We start from the raw sequence: 16,152 nt of genomic DNA, 5'->3' as shown, positions 1-16,152 counted from the left end.
TCGACGTAGACGACGCGCCAGGGCTCCGGGCCGAGCACCCGCAGGAAGGTGGCCGGGTTGAGGGTGCCGGCGCCGACCTCGGTGTTCATCGGCTGGACGACCAGGCAACCCTGATCGGTCCAGAACGCGGTGAGCCGGGCCAGTGCGTCCTGCATGGTGAGCATGGAGTCACAGTCTAGTGAGACCGCCTTTGCCACACTCCACACGTGACGAAGGACGTGCACTTCCTCGACCCCGTGGTGGTCGGGGGTGACCTGGCCGCGGCCGGGTTGTCGGTGCGGTCGACCCTGATCAGGGAGCCGATCGCGGGCGCCGAGTTCCCCAGCCGGCGTGCCTACCTGATGGCCTGCGCCGGTCAGCCCGGCTGAGCCGTCAGGAGCAGGTCCGCACGCCGCCGCCCTCGCGCTTGGCGCGGTACATGGCCGCGTCCGCGCCGCGCATCAGGGTCGGCATGTCGTTCGAGTCCGTGGGCAGCAGCGCGACGCCGATGCTCGCGCCGACCCGGATCACCCCGCCGTCGATGTCGTACGGCTCGCACAGCCGCTGGTGGATCCGCCCGGCGATCGCGGACGCCGTGCGGGCGTCGGGGTTGCCGGCCAGCAGGATCGCGAACTCGTCGCCGCCGAGGCGGGCCACGATGTCGTGGTCGCGTACCTCGGTCAGCAGCCGGCGGCCGACCGCGTGCAGCAGGGCGTCGCCGGCGTGGTGCCCGACGGCGTCGTTGACCCGCTTGAAGCCGTCCAGGTCGAGCAGGAGCAGCGCCAGGCTGCCGGCGTTCGCCAGGGCGGCGTTGACCTCCTGCTCCGCCCGGTCCAGCAGGTGCGAGCGGTTGGGCAGCCCGGTCAGCCCGTCGTGGTAGGCCTGGCGGGTCAGCTCCGCGACGTGCTGCCGCTCGGACTGGCGCAGCCGGGCGCTGTCGACGATCAGCGTGCCCTCCATCGCCACCTGCTGGGCGAGGGAGCGGTCGCGGCCGGTCCAGTGCCGGGTGGTGCCGACGTCGCCGCACATGACCACGCCGACCGGGCCGGACGCGGACGTCAGCGGGATCGCGATGAACGAGTTCAGCTCCAGCGTCTCGGCGAAGCCACCCGGCCTGACCTCGGCCCGGGTGGTGTCCCCGACCAGCAGCGGGCCGTTGAGCAGCTGCATCGCCCGCCACGCGGGCGAGTCCGCGGCGATCTTGCCGACCAGGCTGGCGGAGATCTCCGAACTCAGCTGTTCGGTCACGCCGACGCCGGCGGCGTAGCGGATCCGGCCGTCGGGCCCGATCAGGTACAGGGCGGCCCGCTCGGTCCGGAACGCCTCGCCGGTGGCCTTGGCCAGCAGCCGGCCGGCGTCCTCGACGCTGGTCGCGGAGGTGCCCTCCTCGAAGAGCCGGCGGATCGTGCCGGTGGCGTGTGTCACGTACTGGTGGTGCCGCTCGGCGGCGAGCACCTGCAGCGTGGAGGCGAGATGCAGGGCGATCGTGCTGGCCGTGGTCGGCCGCAGCTCGGCCATGGCGGTGCCGCTGAGCACGAGTACGCCCAGCGTCTGGCCGCCGATGCGGAGCCGGATGGCCATGCGGTCGCCGTGCAGCACCGGCGGCGCGGCCGCCGACGCCCGGAACACCCGCCCGGCGACGGTGACGTCGTCGGGCGCCGCGTCGGCGTACTTGGCCTCCAGGAGCAGCCGGCCGTCGTCGGGCTCGAGGGTGAAGACGGACGCGGCGCGCATGCCGCAGGGGCCGGCGAGCCGGCCGGCGACGATCGAGAGCACGTGCGCGACCGAGGGGATGTCCTTGGTCATCGTCTCGATGAGGTCAAGATGCAACTGGACCTGGTCGTCCCAGGCGATCGACGGTGTCAGGTCCACCACCGAGGTACCCATCGTCAGTACTTCGTTGCTCACGGTCACGAGCTGTGGATCGGCAGGGACGCGACGCGCCTGAGAAGAGTGAGGTGACGGGTCGCGGGACCCGACGGATTACCGTGCAGCGAGCGGGCGCAGCGGACCCGCGGGCGAAGGGGGAGTGCGGGCATGAGGGTGTGTGTGGTCGGCACCGGTTATGTAGGTCTTACCACCGGCGTCAGCCTGGCCTTTCTCGGTCACGACGTCACCTGCGTGGACCTGGACCAGGCGAAGGTCGACCTGCTGTCGGGCGGCCGGTCACCGATCTACGAGCCGCACATGGAGGCGCTGCTCGGCGAGTCGGCCGAACGGATGATCTTCACGACCGACTACAGCGCGGCCGTGCCGGGCGCGGACGTGGTCTTCATCGCGGTGCAAACCCCCTCGCTACCCGATGGCAACCCGGACCTGACCTATCTGCGCGCGGCCGCGGAGGGCGTCGGCCGGCACATCGACGGCGAGTTCACCGTGGTGGTCAACAAGTCGACCGTGCCGATCGGCAGCAGCAACTGGGTCGACTCGATCCTGCGGGAGTCGTTCGAGCGCACCCACGAGCGGCGCAGCGACGGCGAGTTCTCGGTCGCCTCGAACCCCGAGTTCCTGCGCCAGGGCGCGGCGATCCAGGACACCCTCTACCCGGACCGGATCGTCGTGGGCTCGGACAACCCGCGCAGCCTCGACGTGCTCAACCGCCTCTACCGGACGATCCTCAACCAGACGTTCACGCCGCCGACCTACCTGCCCCGGCCCGCCGAGCTCGGCGCGGTGCCGATGGTCTCCACCGATCTCGCCTCGGCCGAACTGATCAAGTATGCCGCCAACGCGTTCCTGGCCCTGAAGATCAGCTTCGCGAACGAGATCGGCCAGCTGGCGGGCCGGGTCGGCGCGGACATCTCCCAGGTCACCCGCGGCATCGGCCTGGACACCCGGATCGGGCCGCGCTTCCTGCAGCCCGGCATCGGCTGGGGCGGCTCCTGCTTCGGCAAGGACACGGCGGCCCTGATCGCCACCAGCGCCGAGTATCACCACGCCATGCCGATCGTCTCCGCCGCCCGCGAGGTCAACAAGCTGCAGCGCCGGCTGGTGGTCGACCGGCTGCTGGACGAGTTGCGCATCCTCAAGGGGCGCCGGATCGGCCTGCTCGGGCTCGCGTTCAAGCCCGAGACCGACGACCTGCGCGACGCGCCGGCGCTGGACATCGCCCGCATGCTGATCGACCGCGGCGCCCGGGTGCGCCTGCACGACCCGGTCGCCGCCGAGCGCCTGCGCCGCGAGCAGCCGGACCTGACTGAGTACCTGACCGGCGAGGTCGAGGACGTGTTCGACGACAGCGACGCGGTGGTGCTGGTCACCGAGTGGGCGCAGTACCTGGACCTGGACTGGGCGAAGCTGGCGCCGCTGATGCGCACGCCGGTGATCCTGGACGGCCGGCACTGCCTCGACCCCGGGCGCCTCGCCAAGCTCGGCTACCGGTACCTGACGGTCACCGGCCGCTGACCCGGCGGCCGGTCAGGGCAGGTCGGCGCGCCAGGAGCGGACCAGGTCCGGGTCCACGCCGGCGTCCCAGCGGCCTCGCGGGCGCACCGCGCTGCCGGTGTGGAACGCGTCCACCCCGGCCGCCAGCAGCGGGCCGAGGTGGTGCCGGCGCAGCCCGCCGCCGGCCAGGATCCGCGGCCGGTGTGCCGCCTCCGCCACCAGCGCCGGCATGCCCTCGGCGACGGTCGCGGGGCCGCCCGCGGTGAGCACGAAGTCCAGGCCGGGCAGCCCCAGCAGGGCCAGCCGGGCGCCCGCGCGGTCCGCGGCGTGGTCCAGGGCCCGGTGGAAGGTCCACCGGCAGCCCTCGATCGCGCCCAGCACGGCCTTGACCGCGACCAGGTCGACGGCGGCCCGCGCGTCGAGGAACCCCAGCACGAACTCGTCGGCCCCGGCGGCGCGCAGTTCGGCCGCGGCGTCGACCAGCGCGTCCGGGTGGCTCAGCGCGTACCCGTCCTCGGCGCGCAGCATGACGCGGACCGGGATGTCGACCGCCTCCCGGACCGAGACGAAGGTCGCGAGGCTCGGGGTCAGGCCCTGCCGGCCCATGTCGGCGACGAGTTCGACCCGGTCGGCGCCGCCTTCCTGTGCGGCGCGGGCATCGATCGCGTTCAACGCGATGACTTCCAAGATCGATTGTGGCACCGCGGCATCGTCGCACATCCGGCTGTGGGCGCTGCCCCTTCGGGTGCGCGTCCATGGTGGAAAGTGTCGGAGCATCGAGGTTCTTCGCTCGAAACCTTGACGTCATCTGAGCAATCTTGTTGAACTGTGTTTGCTCCTGGGCAGTCTCGGCAGGCGCTTCAGGTGATTTTCATCCAACGTGGAGCGTCGATCGGTGCTGCCCGTGTTCTTTCCCACCGAGAGGACTTCGCGCATGATCGCCTCCTGGACATACCGGCGGCGGGCCATCACGGTGGCCGCCGTCACTCTCTTCGTGGTCGGCGGTGCCGGCGCCGCCGGCGCCGCGCCCGGACCCGCGCCCGCCCCGGTCCCCGCCGCCGCGCCCGCCCTCGTCTCCGCGGTGGCTCCCGCCGCCGCGCCCGCCTGGCACAAGGGCATCGCGCCCCTCGCGACGCCGTGGACCGCCCAGGTCGGCCCGGGCAACGCGCTGCCCGAATATCCCCGGCCCCAGCTGGTACGCAGCCGCTGGCAGAACCTCAACGGCGTCTGGGAGTTCGCCAAGGCCGCGGTCGGCGAGGCGCCGCCCGTCGGCCGGGAACTCGGCGAGCGGGTGCTGGTGCCGTACCCGATCGAGTCCGCGCTCTCCGGGATCCAGCGCCACGAGGACCGGATGTTCTACCGGCGCGCCTTCACCGTGCCCGCCGGCTGGAAGGTCGGCCGGGGTCAGCGGCTGACGCTGCACTTCGGGGCGGTCGACTACGACGCGAAGGTGTGGGTCAACGGCACCCAGGTCGCGACGCACCGGGGCGGCTACGACGGCTTCGACGTCGACGTCACCGACGCGCTCGCCGGCACCGGGCCGCAGGAGCTGATCGTCTGGGCCGAGGACCTCACCGACGCCACCGGCCAGCCCATCGGCAAGCAGCGCCGCAACTCCGACCACGGCATCTTCTATCAGGGCAGCTCCGGCATCTGGCGCACGGTCTGGATGGAGCCGGTCGCGGCCTCCAGCGTCTCGTCGCTCGTCACCACCCCGGACCTGGCCGCCTCCGAACTCAAGATCAAGGTGAACACCGCCGGCGCCGAGGGCCTGACGGTCAAGGCCGTCGCCCGCGCCGGCGGCAAGGTGGCCGGCAAGGTCACCGGTGCCGCGGGCGCGGAGCTCAGGCTCCCGGTGCCCGGCGCCAGGCTCTGGTCGCCGGACTCGCCTTTCCTGTACGACCTCGAGGTCACGCTGCTCAGCGGCGGAAAGACCGTCGACAACGTCGAGTCGTACTTCGGCATGCGGGAGGTCGGCACCAAGAAGGGCGCCGACGGCAAGCTGCGCATCGCGCTCAACGGCAAGATCCTGTTCAACATGGCCACCCTCGACCAGGGATTCTGGCCCGACGGCCTGAACACCGCTCCCACCGACGCGGGCCTCAGGTTCGACCTGAAGCAGCACAAGGACATGGGCTTCAACGCGGTGCGCAAGCACATCAAGGTCGAGCCGGACCGCTGGTACTACTGGGCCGACAAGCTGGGCCTGCTGGTCTGGCAGGACATGCCGGCCGCGAACACCGGGCCGATCCCGCAGGCGTGGCGCGCGCAGTTCGAGTCCGAGCTGCACGAGATGGTCCGCGAGCACCAGAGCTGGACCTCGATCGTCGCCTGGGTGCCCTTCAACGAGGGCTGGGGCGAGTGGGACCGCGCCGACACCGGCCGCATCGCCGACGAGGTCAAGGCGCAGGACCCGAGCCGGCTCGTCAACGCGCACAGCGGCGTGAACTGCTGCAACTCGCACGGCGACTCCGGCCGGGGCGACGTCATCGACTTCCACCAGTACCTCGGCCCGGCCTCGCCGGCGCCGGACGCGAACCGGGTGTCGATCGACGGCGAGCACGGCGGCTTCGGCCTGAAGACCTCCAACCACATGTGGTTCGGCGACGGGCAGGCGTACGAGATGGAGCCGGACTCGGCGACGCTGACCCGCAAGTACGTGGAGAACCAGCGCGCCGTCATCACCTCGGCGCGGTCCTGCGGCATCAGCGCGGCGATCTACACCCAGATCACCGACGTCGAGGGCGAGCTCAACGGCTTCTGGACCTATGACCGGCAGGCGGCCAAGATGGACCTGAAGCAGGTCCGGGCGGTCAACCGGGAGATCATCGCGAAGGCCGACGGCACCGCGGGCAACCTGCCGCAGCCGCCGCCGGGCACGCCGGGGCTCACCGGCATCGCGTTCTACCCGCTGGACGGCACCGCCGAGGACGCCGCCGGCGACCACGACGCCAGCCTGGTCGGCGGCCCGGCATACGTGGACGGCAGGGCCGGGCAGGGCGTCGACCTCAACGGCTCCAGCCAGTTCATCGACGCCGGCGCGTCGGTGCTGAACACGGCGTCGGACTACACCGCCTCCGCGTGGGTGAAGCTCGACAAGGCCGACGGCGCGTTCCAGACCATCGTGAGCCAGGACGGGCCGGCCAACAGCGACTTCTTCCTGCAGTACTCGGGCGCCGACCAGCGCTTCGCGATGAGCTTCGCCGGCGTCCGGGCCCTGGCGCCGGACAAGCCGGAGACCGGCCACTGGTACCACCTGACCGGGGTGCGCGACAGCGTCCAGGGCGAACTGCGGCTGTACGTGGACGGCGAGCTCGCCGGGCGGACCGGCGCCTGCCTCCCGCAGGCGGCGCCGACCGGCAACACGGTGATCGGCCGCGGCAGGTACGGCGGCAACCCGGTCGACTACCTGGACGGCACGGTCGACCAGGTGCACCTCTACGACCGGGCGCTGTCCGCAACGGAGATCAAGGAACTCTACGACTCGGGCAGGTAACCCCCTGAGGATCGCGGCGGGCCCCGGGTTTCCGGGGTCCGCCGCGCGCGGTTAATTGTTGCGGCAACTTTCCTGCGGGTCGATGATGATGGGCATCGATATAGATCGGCTGAGGTCAGGGAGGCGCCGCAATGCTGTCCGCACTCGACCGTAAGCACTCCGTTGCGCCGCCCGGGTTCAGTCGCTGGCTGATCCCCACGGCCGCGCTCTCCGTGCATCTCTGCATCGGCCAGGTCTACGCCACGAGCGTTTACAAGAATTCGCTCATCGCGCACTTCGGCGTCAGCCAGACCGCGATCGGCATCATCTTCAGCATCGCGATCGTCATGCTCGGCTTGTCGGCGGCGGTCGGCGGCACCTGGGTGGAGGCGAACGGCCCGCGCCGGGCCATGTTCGTCTCCGCGTGCTTCTGGGCCGCGGGCTTCGGGGTCAGCGCCCTGGGCATCGCCACCGAGCAGTTGTGGCTGGTCTACGTCGGCTACGGCTTCATCGGCGGCATCGGCCTGGGCATCGGCTACATCTCGCCGGTCTCCACGCTGATCAAATGGTTCCCGGACCGGCCCGGCCTCGCGACCGGCCTGGCCATCATGGGCTTCGGCGGGGGCGCGCTGATCGCCAGCCCGCTGTCGCGGCAACTGCTGTCCTATTACGACCCGGGCTACGACCCGAACGTGTCCACGTCGGTGGCCTCGGGCAGCGCCCTGGTGGCGCTCTTCCTGACCCTCGGCGCCGGCTACTTCGTCATCATGATGTTCGGCGTCTTCACCGTGCGGGTGCCACCCGAGGGCTGGGCGCCCGAGGGCTTCGACCCGGCGTCCGTCGCCGCCAAGCCCCTGGTCACCACGGCCAGCGTCTCGGCGGCCGGCGCGATCAGGACCCGGTCGTTCTGGCTGCTCTGGATCGTGCTCTTCTGCAACGTGACCGCCGGCATCGGCATTCTCGAGCAGGCCAGCCCGATGATCCAGGACTTCTTCCGGGACGACAGCGGGGTGTCCAGCGTCGCGGTGTCCGCGGCGGCCGGCTTCGTCGGCGTGCTGTCGCTGTTCAACATGGCGGGCCGGTTCGCCTGGTCGTCGGCGTCCGACGTCATCGGGCGCAAGCGCATCTACCTGATCTATCTCGGCGGCGGCATGATCCTGTACGCGCTGCTGGCGTCGCTCGGGCACCTCGCCGTCGGCCTGTTCGTGATCCTCGCCGGCCTGATCCTGTCGTTCTACGGTGGCGGGTTCGCGACGGTGCCGGCGTACCTGCGGGACCTGTTCGGCACGTTCCAGGTCGGTGCGATCCACGGCCGGCTGCTGACCGCCTGGTCGGCCGCGGGCGTGGCCGGCCCCTTGATCATCAACGGTTTCCTGGACGCGCAGGGCAAGCCGGGGACGCTGACGGCGTCCGCGTACCGGCCGGCGTTGTTCACGATGGTCGGGGTGCTGGCGATCGGTTTCGTCGCGAATCTGCTGGTGCGACCGGTGCCGGAGCGCTTCCACGAGACGCCGGCCGAGGAGAGGAAGGAGGCCGTGGCATGAAGACGTCGCCGGTGCGGCTGGTGCTGTCGTGGGCCCTGGTCGGGGTCCTGCTCGGCTATGGCGTGATCGAGACCGTCATCACCGCGGCGAAGCTGTTCCAGTAGCCGGGCCGCCGCGGCGGTCGATGTGGCCGCGTGCCAGAAGCAGGAGCCGAAAAGTTTCGAAGCCGTTACGTATTGATGTCATGGGAGCGCTCCCATAGTCTGACCTGACGCGGGAGATCAGCGATACCGATCGATTCCCCGCCCGGAAGTTCGTTCCCCTCGGCCGCGCCTTCCCCGGGTGTTGCCATGTCTTCCAGGAGCGCTTGCGCATGAGTCCACGTCCCCACACCGTGACGCGCGGCCTGACGGCCGCCGCCGCGATCACCCTCCTCACCGGCGCCGGCATCGCCGTCGCGGCGCAGCAGGCCAGCGCCGCGGCGGGTTGTCGCGTCACCTATTCGGCCAATTCGTGGAGCACCGGGTTCACCGGCAACGTCTCCGTGACCAATCTCGGCGACCCGATCACCGGCGGCTGGAACCTGGCCTGGGACTTCGCCGGCAACCAGCGCATCACCCAGGGCTGGAGTGCCACCATCACCCAGTCCGGCCAGCACGTGACAGCGGCGAACCCGTCCTGGGCGCCCGGCCTGGCCTCCAACGCGTCGGCCACCTTCGGCTTCAACGCCGACTACTCCGGCACGAACGCGTCACCGACCTCGTTCTCGCTCAACGGCGTGGCCTGCACCGGGACGCCCACGACGACGCCGCCCACCACCCCGCCGACGTCGCCCACGACGCCACCCACCACCCCGCCCACGTCGCCACCGACCTCGCAGCCGCCCGGCAGCAAGGCCGACAACCCGTACGCGGGTGCCAAGGGCTACGTCAACCCGGAGTGGAAGGCGAAGGCCGACGCCGAGCCCGGCGGCAGCCGCGTCTCCAGCAACCCCACGGCCGTCTGGATCGACCGGATCGCGGCCATCGAGGGCACGACGGGCAGCAGCTCCAACGGCAGCATGGGCGTGGAGGACCACCTGGACGCCGCGCTCGCGCAGGGCGCCGGCTACATCCAGTTCGTCATCTACAACCTGCCCGGCCGCGACTGCTCGGCGCTGGCCTCCAACGGTGAGCTGGGCGTCAACGACCTGCCCCGCTACAAGAGCGAATACATCGACCCGATCGCGGCCATCCAGTCCCGGGCCAAGTACGCGGGCCTGCGCATCATCAACATCATCGAGATCGACTCGCTGCCGAACCTGATCACCAACACCAACGTCGCGACCTGCGCCACGATGAAGTCCAACGGCGGCTACGTGCAGGGTGTCGGCTACGCGCTGAACAAGCTCGGCGCGATCGGCAACGTCTACAACTACATCGACGCCGCGCACCACGGCTGGATCGGCTGGGACACCAACTTCGGCCCGACCGCGGACATCATGCTGCAGGCCGCCCAGGCGTCCGGCAACGTGAAGAACGTGCACGGCTTCATCACCAACACGGCGAACTACTCGGCGCTGACCGAGCCGTACTTCACCATCAACTCCTCGGTGAACGGCACCTCGGTGCGGCAGTCCAAGTGGGTCGACTGGAACCAGTACGTCGACGAGCTCTCGTTCGCGCAGGGGTTCCGTTCCAAGCTCGTCTCGGTCGGCTTCGACTCCGGCATCGGCATGCTGATCGACACCTCGCGCAACGGCTGGGGCGGCTCCGGCCGGCCCACCGCGGCGAGCACGTCGACCGCCGTCGACACCTTCGTAAACCAGTCGCGCATCGACCGCCGGATCCACGCCGGCAACTGGTGCAACCAGGACGGCGCCGGCCTCGGCGAGCGTCCCCGGTCGGCACCGGCGGCGGGCATCGACGCCTACGTCTGGGTCAAGCCCCCGGGTGAGTCGGACGGCTCCAGCACCCTCATCCCGAACAACGAGGGCAAGGGCTTCGACCGGATGTGCGACCCGACCTACACCGGCAACGAGCGCAACGGCAACAGCATGACCGGCGCCCTCTCCGGCGCACCGATCTCGGGAGCCTGGTTCTCGGCGCAGTTCCGTCAGCTGATGGCGAACGCGTACCCGCCCCTTTCCTGATCCACTCCCGACGCGAGCGGCCCGGTTCTCCCACGACCGGGCCGCTCGCCCTTTTCCGGCTACGGTGTCTGTGATGACGACAGACAGGTGGGCGAGCTGGCTGCTACACCGCCGCGACGGCGGTTCGGCGGAGCTGCGCGAGCGGTTCGCCGCGACGCTGACCGGCTACCGAGACGGCGTGCTCGACCGGGCCGCGATCGCCGAGGGCGACGTGGTCCTCGACGTCGGCACGGGCACGGGGCTGGTCGGCCTCGGCGCCCTGCACCGCGTCGGCCCGTCCGGGCGGGTGGTGTTCAGCGACGTCTCGGCCGCGCTGCTCGAGGAGTGCCGGCGGCTCGCCGACCCGGAGCGCAGCAGCTTCGTCGAGGCGGCGGCGGACGACCTGAGCCCGATCGCGGACGCTTCGGTCGACGTCGTGACGACCCGGTCGGTGCTGATCTACGTGGCCCGCAAGCGCGAGGCCTTCGCCGAGCTGTTCCGGGTGCTCCGCCCCGGCGGCCGGTTGTCGATCTTCGAACCGATCAACACCTTTTCCGTACGGGCGGGAGCCGCCGACCCGTTCGGCCTGGGGCTGGACTTCACCGCGGTGGCCGACCTGGTCGCCAAGGTGCGCGCGCATTACGCGGCGAACGCGCCCGCGGCCGACCCGATGCTCGACTTCGACGAACGTGACCTGCTCCGGTGGGCCGGGGAGGCGGGCTTCACCGGGCTGTCGCTCGACTACCGCGCGGAGATCGACGTGCCGGCGCCGCCCGTCACGGACTGGGCGGCGCTGAAGCGGACCGCCCCGAACCCGCTCGTGCCGACGTACGCCGAGGCGATCGAGGCGGCGCTGACCCCCGCGGAGCGCGAGCGCCTGGACTCACACGTGCGGGATCTGGCCGGCACGCCGACCCGGCACACGATGGCGACGGCGTACCTCACCGCGTTCCGCTGCTGAAGCGCACCCGTCCCGCCCGGCGCCCGCGCATGCCTGCGGGCCAGTGACGCAGATCAGGTTCTCGCCGCGGCCGGGCAGCGACTGCTCCCGCGCTGACCGGGCCGGGGGAGGGGTGAGCCGCTGCCCGCACGGGGGAACGGGCAGCGGTCGGCATCTACAATAGTCGATGCTTGGCGCCCGGGTGACCCGGCCCCGGCGTTCGGGTGGGGTGCGGCTCAACGCGGCTGGTCGCGGCCCGGGTCGTCCGGTTCGGTAGGCTGCCGCCACTGAGTATCGGGGGTGTGGCCATCGAGCAGGTCGAGGTCCGGCGGGCCGAGCCGGCCGTCGCGGGCCGGCGGCTCAGCGTGGCCGCGGGCAGCGTGGTCGGCAACCGCTACCGGGCCAACTACGACGTGCTGCACCTCGATCCGGCCCGGCCCCTGGTGGTCGTGGCGGACGGGATGGGCGACGGCGAGGGCAGCGCGATCGCCGGGCGTACGGCGGTCGAGGTCTTCGTGGCCGCGGCCGGCCCCACGCCGCAGGCGCTGCGGGCCGCCGTGGCCGACGTGCAGCTGCGGGTCCGCGCGGCCGGCGCCGGGCTGGGCGAGCTCACCGGCTGCACGCTGACCGCCTTCGTGGGTGCCGCCGACGAGCCGGACGCCTGGATCGTGCAGCTCGGCGACTCGCGCGCCTACCGGCTGCGGGGCGGCCTGCTCGAGCTGCTCACCACCGACCACACGATCGCCTGGCTCGGCGCCGTCAACGGCTGGTGGCCGGCGGACTCGCCCGAGGCGCACGCCGCGCGATACCGGCTGACCCGCTACGCCGGGCATCCGGACTCGCCCGAGCCGGACGTGCTCAGCGTGGCGCTGCGCGACGGCGACGTGTTCCTGCTCTGCACCGACGGCCTCGCCGAGCAGGTCAGCTATGAACGGCTCGCCGAGGTGCTGCAGGGCACGCCCGATCCGGGCCGGGCGGCGACGATGCTGCTCGAGGAGTCCCTGCGGGCCGGCGGCGACGACAACGCGACGGCCGCGGTTATCCGGGTCGGACGGGAGTGACCTATGGGTGAGATCAGCCTGCGGCCGGTACGCGACGACGATCTTCCCGCGCTCTACGACCAGATGCGCGACCCCGAGGCGGTCATGATGGCCGCCTTCACCGCCGAGGATCCGGACGACCGGGTGGCGTTCGACGCCCACTTCGTGCGGCTGCGCACCTCGCCGGACATCCTGCTGCGGGCGATCACCGTCGACGCGGATCTCGTCGGGACCATCGCGAGCTTCGTCGTCGACGGCGACACCGAGATCACGTACTGGCTGGACCGGTCCTGGTGGGGCCGCGGCGTCGCCACCCGCGCCGTCGAGCTGCTGCTCGACATCGTGCCGGTGCGGCCGATCATCGCGCGCGCGGCCAGCGACAACGCCGGCTCCCTCGCGGTGCTGCGCAAGACCGGCTTCCGCCCGGTGGGCATCGAGGTCGCCTACTCGACGGCCCGCGGCAAGGAGATCGAGGAGACGGTGCTGCGCCTCGAGGGGCGGTGACCACGGGCGGGTGACCGGGAGGTGCCGGTGGCCCGCCGCATCGGCGGGTCACCGGCACCCGGCCCCTCAACAAGGTCCGTGCCGGGCGGGATCAGCCCTTCTTGAAGAAGCGGTACACGGCCCGGTAGGGCACCGACGTCGTCGCGCCCGCGGTGCAGGCCGTCGCCGGGGCGAGGCCGCCGACCGTCGACAGCCGCTGCACGTAGGTGACGTCGCCGAAGACGCCGGGACCCCGCGTCCTGGCCGCCGTGATCAGCAGTTGCGGGATGCTGTTCGGGGTTTCGGAGGGTACCGCCTTCGGCGCGGTGCCCTCGACCAGCGAGCCGTCCTCGTCGGACTCCCAGGTCGGGCCGCGGAAGTGCAGGGCCGTGACCGGCCGCACCGGGTTCAGCGTGATGCCGGCCAGCGAGGCGGCGGGTTCGATCAGGGTCCACTTGGCGTCCGTGCATCCGTAGACCTGGACGCCCCTCGCCTTGAAGACCGAGGTCAGCGTGTTGCCGGGGGGCGGTACGAGCTCGGGCGGCACGGTGCTGGGGCCGCCGAGGAAACGGTCCGCCGCGCCCGCCGGGGCGGGTGCGGGCTTGTCGTCCGCGAATGAGATGCCGGAAGAGATGCCGACGAGTGCCAGCGCGGCTGCGCCGACCCCGGCCGAGATTCGGACTGTCCTGGTCACCTAGGGTCCTCCACAGTAGGGCGTTACGCCCGACTCACCCTAGGGCTACCGTGCGCGACGGTTCCTTAACTGCGTCCTAAGTCTTCCGCAGCTTTGTCCCAGGAATTTGTGGAGGAAGATCGACCGGGAGTCGCCGGGCCCGGCGACTCCCGGGGTCACCGGGCCGGATAGAAGCCGGTCGGCGGCTGTGCGTGCTTGGTGTCGCGGCCGCGCATCCGCAGGCGCAGCAGCAGGCCGACGCCGAGGAAGACGAGGACCCCGCCCACGATCAGGCCCGGCCCGAGCAGGCTCGGCGTGCTGCCGCTGCCGGAGGCCGCCACGGCGGCCAGATCGTCCTCGGACTCGGTGGGCTCCGGCGCCGCCGCCTGGTCGTCCGGCTCCTGCTCGGGCTCCGTGGCGGACTCGCTCGGCGAGGGCTTCGGCGACGGGGATTCGGTCGGCTTCGCGGCGCCGTCCCGGCCGTCGATCCGGCTCCGGGCCGTCGACTCCTGCAGCAGCGTCTGCCGGGCGTTGAAGGCCTGCGCCTGGAAGATCACCTCACCCGCGGCGGCGTCCTCGTCGAACGCGATCTGGTAACGCGCCGTCACGGTGCGGCCGCGGCAGAGCTGGCCCGGGTCGAGCCGCACGTCGGTGATCCGGGTGGTGTCGGCGCCGCCGTTCTGCACCTGCACCGGGAAGTCGCGGCCGTCCTCGACCCGCGCGACCTCGATCTCGTCCAGTTCCGGGCCGTCGACCTGGAGGATCAGCGACCAGCGGACCTTCTGGCAGCGGCGCTGCTCGGACGAGGCGACCACGGTCACGGTGCGTGCCTTCTTGCCAGCGGTGAAGGCGGCCGGCACCTCGGTGATGGCCACCGCGAATCCGGGCTCGACCGCGGAGGCCGGGCCCGGCAGGGCCAGGGTCGTGGCGACCACGGCCAGAACGGTGGACAGCAGAGCAGTGCGATGCCGCACAGCAATCATCTCCTTACACAGAGGCGTCAAAAACGCACGCACGTAAGGTAGTTCGGTGCGGTCGCGTAAAAGGTTCAGCCGAGCTTGAGGGATCACCCGGGGTAACACAAATTTTTATCTAATCAACCGGTTACCGACAGGCATCTCCGCAGGTCAGCGCCTTTATCAACGGGAGCCGCCGGGCGGCCACCCAAGATCCGCCGGAAAGTTCTTCCCGAATGTTCATCCGAACCCGGGCCACGCACGTAGATGGGGAGGGCAGGAGACCGGCGGCAACTCACCGTGAGGAAAGGTAGATGGTCGGTAGATCAGCCCGACAGTAACGAGCGCGGGGTATCCCCCACGGATACCGGTGTCCCGACTGCCCAGGACGGACGCCACGCCGCTGCGGAGAACGAGGAGTTATGGCCCGGACGAAGACGAACAGTCGTGTGGATGTCCCCATGAGCGCCACCGGCGGCCGAACACCGCCGCCGCTGACCACCTACGCCGTACTCGGCGTCTCGATCATCTCGGCGATCTGGGCCGCTGCGATGCTGACCCCCGCGGGCAAGACGGGTTACGTCTACTTCTTCCTGTACTGCCAGTACTACATGGGTGTCGTCAGCCTCGTGGCGCTCTCGATCACGATCATGCTGGGGCTGGTCGCCACCGACCGCCTGGTCCTGTCGATCCGCCAGCGGGTGCTGCTGCAGTCCGCGCACCGCACCACGGGCATCATCGCGGTCGTCTCGCTCTTCGTGCACGTCTGGACCAAGGTCTCCGACCCGAAGATCGGCATCGGCGTGATGGACATCTTCGTTCCGTTCCTGGCGCCGTACAACACGCTCTTCATCGGTTTCGGCACCCTCTCCGCGTACGTGATGGTGCTGGTCATGTGGACCGGCCTGGCCCGTTCGCGGTTCATCGGCAAGGGCAAGCCGTGGATGTGGCGCGGCATCCACGCCATCTCCTACCTCATGTGGCCGATCGCCCTGGTCCACGGCCTCGGCGCGGGCCGCGCCGCCGCCACCTGGGTCACGGTCAGCTATGTCGTCTGTGTGCTGGGCGTGCTCGTCGGCCTCGCCGTGCGGCTGTCGGTCAGCCTCAACCGCCGCAAGGACTTCGCGTCCCAGGCGGGCACCGGCACCGGCAAGATCCAGCCGGTCGGGAAGCTCGTGCCGACCACCGCGCCGAGCGCCAAGGTCCGGGGCAAGGGCCGCCGCGACGAGGCGCTCGCCTCCACCGGATCGATCGAGGCCTGGACCCCGGCCGTCGGCGCCCGCGCCACGGGCGCCCCGGCGCTCAGCGAGCCGATCGCGAAGCCGGTCATTCCCGTTCTCGCCGACCCGGAGCCGCCGGTCGAGCGCCGTCCGCGCCGCGGCGTCGACGACGACGAGCGGGATCGCCGCCGCCGCGACTACGTCGACGCGCCCACCCAGCGGTGGGAGTTCGAGGAAGACGACATGCCGGCGTCGCGCTCGCGCCGCTACGCCGACGACGAGCCCCCGGCGCCGCGCCAACGGCGGGCGGCCGAGGCCGAGCGCTTCGACGAGCCCACCCGGCCGATCTCGCGCCGCGCCATCGAGGACGGGCCGCGCGGCTACGCCGACGACGACATGCCCGCGCCG

At 71.2% G+C, this 16,152-nt stretch carries 14 protein-coding genes; 9 read left to right on the top strand and 5 right to left on the bottom strand.

The window, feature by feature from the left end; genetic code table 11:
* Positions 1-164, bottom strand: a 164-nt coding sequence (locus AB0F10_RS37415) for a glycine--tRNA ligase subunit alpha (protein WP_360636552.1), incomplete at its 3' end; no start/stop codon positions are given.
* Between the two features lie 42 nt (positions 165-206).
* On the opposite strand from AB0F10_RS37415, the gene AB0F10_RS37410 reads away from it, so the two are divergent.
* Complete coding sequence (locus AB0F10_RS37410) at positions 207-368, top strand: hypothetical protein (protein ID WP_360636549.1); 162 nt, start codon at positions 207-209, stop codon at positions 366-368.
* Positions 369-372: 4 nt separating this feature from the next.
* On the opposite strand, the gene AB0F10_RS37405 is transcribed toward AB0F10_RS37410, so the two are convergent.
* The gene (locus tag AB0F10_RS37405) at positions 373-1,887 is read right to left on the bottom strand and encodes a sensor domain-containing diguanylate cyclase (protein WP_360636546.1); all 1,515 of its coding nucleotides are present in this window, start codon (positions 1,885-1,887) and stop codon (positions 373-375) included.
* A 129-nt stretch (positions 1,888-2,016) separates the two neighbouring features.
* On the opposite strand from AB0F10_RS37405, the gene AB0F10_RS37400 reads away from it, so the two are divergent.
* Positions 2,017-3,384 (top strand): UDP-glucose/GDP-mannose dehydrogenase family protein, encoded by a 1,368-nt coding sequence (locus AB0F10_RS37400; protein ID WP_360636543.1) that lies wholly within the window; start codon positions 2,017-2,019, stop codon positions 3,382-3,384.
* A gap of 12 nt (positions 3,385-3,396) precedes the next feature.
* Here AB0F10_RS37400 and AB0F10_RS37395 read toward each other — a convergent pair whose 3' ends face one another.
* Positions 3,397-4,065 carry a copper homeostasis protein CutC gene (locus tag AB0F10_RS37395; RefSeq protein ID WP_360636540.1) on the bottom strand — a complete coding sequence of 223 codons (669 nt, stop codon included), beginning with the start codon at positions 4,063-4,065 and terminating at the stop codon, positions 3,397-3,399.
* A 232-nt stretch (positions 4,066-4,297) separates the two neighbouring features.
* On the opposite strand from AB0F10_RS37395, the gene AB0F10_RS37390 reads away from it, so the two are divergent.
* From AB0F10_RS37390 to AB0F10_RS37365, 6 genes are all read left to right on the top strand, one after another.
* A complete protein-coding gene (locus AB0F10_RS37390; protein WP_360636537.1) occupies positions 4,298-6,859 on the top strand; it encodes a LamG-like jellyroll fold domain-containing protein in 2,562 nt (853 codons plus the stop codon).
* Positions 6,860-6,990: 131 nt separating this feature from the next.
* Positions 6,991-8,382 carry an OFA family MFS transporter gene (locus AB0F10_RS37385; RefSeq protein WP_360636534.1) on the top strand — a complete coding sequence of 464 codons (1,392 nt, stop codon included), beginning with the start codon at positions 6,991-6,993 and terminating at the stop codon, positions 8,380-8,382.
* A gap of 313 nt (positions 8,383-8,695) precedes the next feature.
* Complete coding sequence (locus tag AB0F10_RS37380) at positions 8,696-10,453, top strand: glycoside hydrolase family 6 protein (protein WP_360636531.1); 1,758 nt, start codon at positions 8,696-8,698, stop codon at positions 10,451-10,453.
* 73 nt (positions 10,454-10,526) lie between these two features.
* The gene (locus AB0F10_RS37375; RefSeq protein WP_360636528.1) at positions 10,527-11,393 is read left to right on the top strand and encodes a methyltransferase domain-containing protein; all 867 of its coding nucleotides are present in this window, start codon (positions 10,527-10,529) and stop codon (positions 11,391-11,393) included.
* Between the two features lie 281 nt (positions 11,394-11,674).
* Positions 11,675-12,433 carry a PP2C family serine/threonine-protein phosphatase gene (locus AB0F10_RS37370; RefSeq protein WP_360636525.1) on the top strand — a complete coding sequence of 253 codons (759 nt, stop codon included), beginning with the start codon at positions 11,675-11,677 and terminating at the stop codon, positions 12,431-12,433.
* 3 nt (positions 12,434-12,436) lie between these two features.
* Entirely contained in the window at positions 12,437-12,916 is a 480-nt protein-coding gene (locus tag AB0F10_RS37365; protein WP_360636522.1) for a GNAT family N-acetyltransferase, read from the top strand.
* Positions 12,917-13,007: 91 nt separating this feature from the next.
* Here the strand turns inward: AB0F10_RS37365 and AB0F10_RS37360 are convergent, their stop codons facing one another.
* Both AB0F10_RS37360 and AB0F10_RS37355 read right to left on the bottom strand, forming a co-directional pair.
* Complete coding sequence (locus AB0F10_RS37360; RefSeq protein ID WP_360636519.1) at positions 13,008-13,589, bottom strand: DUF3455 domain-containing protein; 582 nt, start codon at positions 13,587-13,589, stop codon at positions 13,008-13,010.
* Positions 13,590-13,744: 155 nt separating this feature from the next.
* The gene (locus tag AB0F10_RS37355) at positions 13,745-14,542 is read right to left on the bottom strand and encodes a hypothetical protein (RefSeq protein WP_360636516.1); all 798 of its coding nucleotides are present in this window, start codon (positions 14,540-14,542) and stop codon (positions 13,745-13,747) included.
* Between the two features lie 443 nt (positions 14,543-14,985).
* Between AB0F10_RS37355 and AB0F10_RS37350 the strand changes: the two genes are divergently transcribed.
* Positions 14,986-16,152 (top strand): ferric reductase-like transmembrane domain-containing protein (locus AB0F10_RS37350; RefSeq protein WP_360636513.1); only part of this gene is annotated, 1,167 nt, incomplete at its 3' end.

The organism is Actinoplanes sp. NPDC026623 (assembly GCF_040638275.1).
In the GTDB taxonomy this organism is placed as follows: Bacteria; Actinomycetota; Actinomycetes; order Mycobacteriales; family Micromonosporaceae; genus Actinoplanes.
The sequence above is the reverse complement of the archived record's forward strand: the minus strand, read 5'-3'. Positions and strand labels throughout refer to the sequence as shown.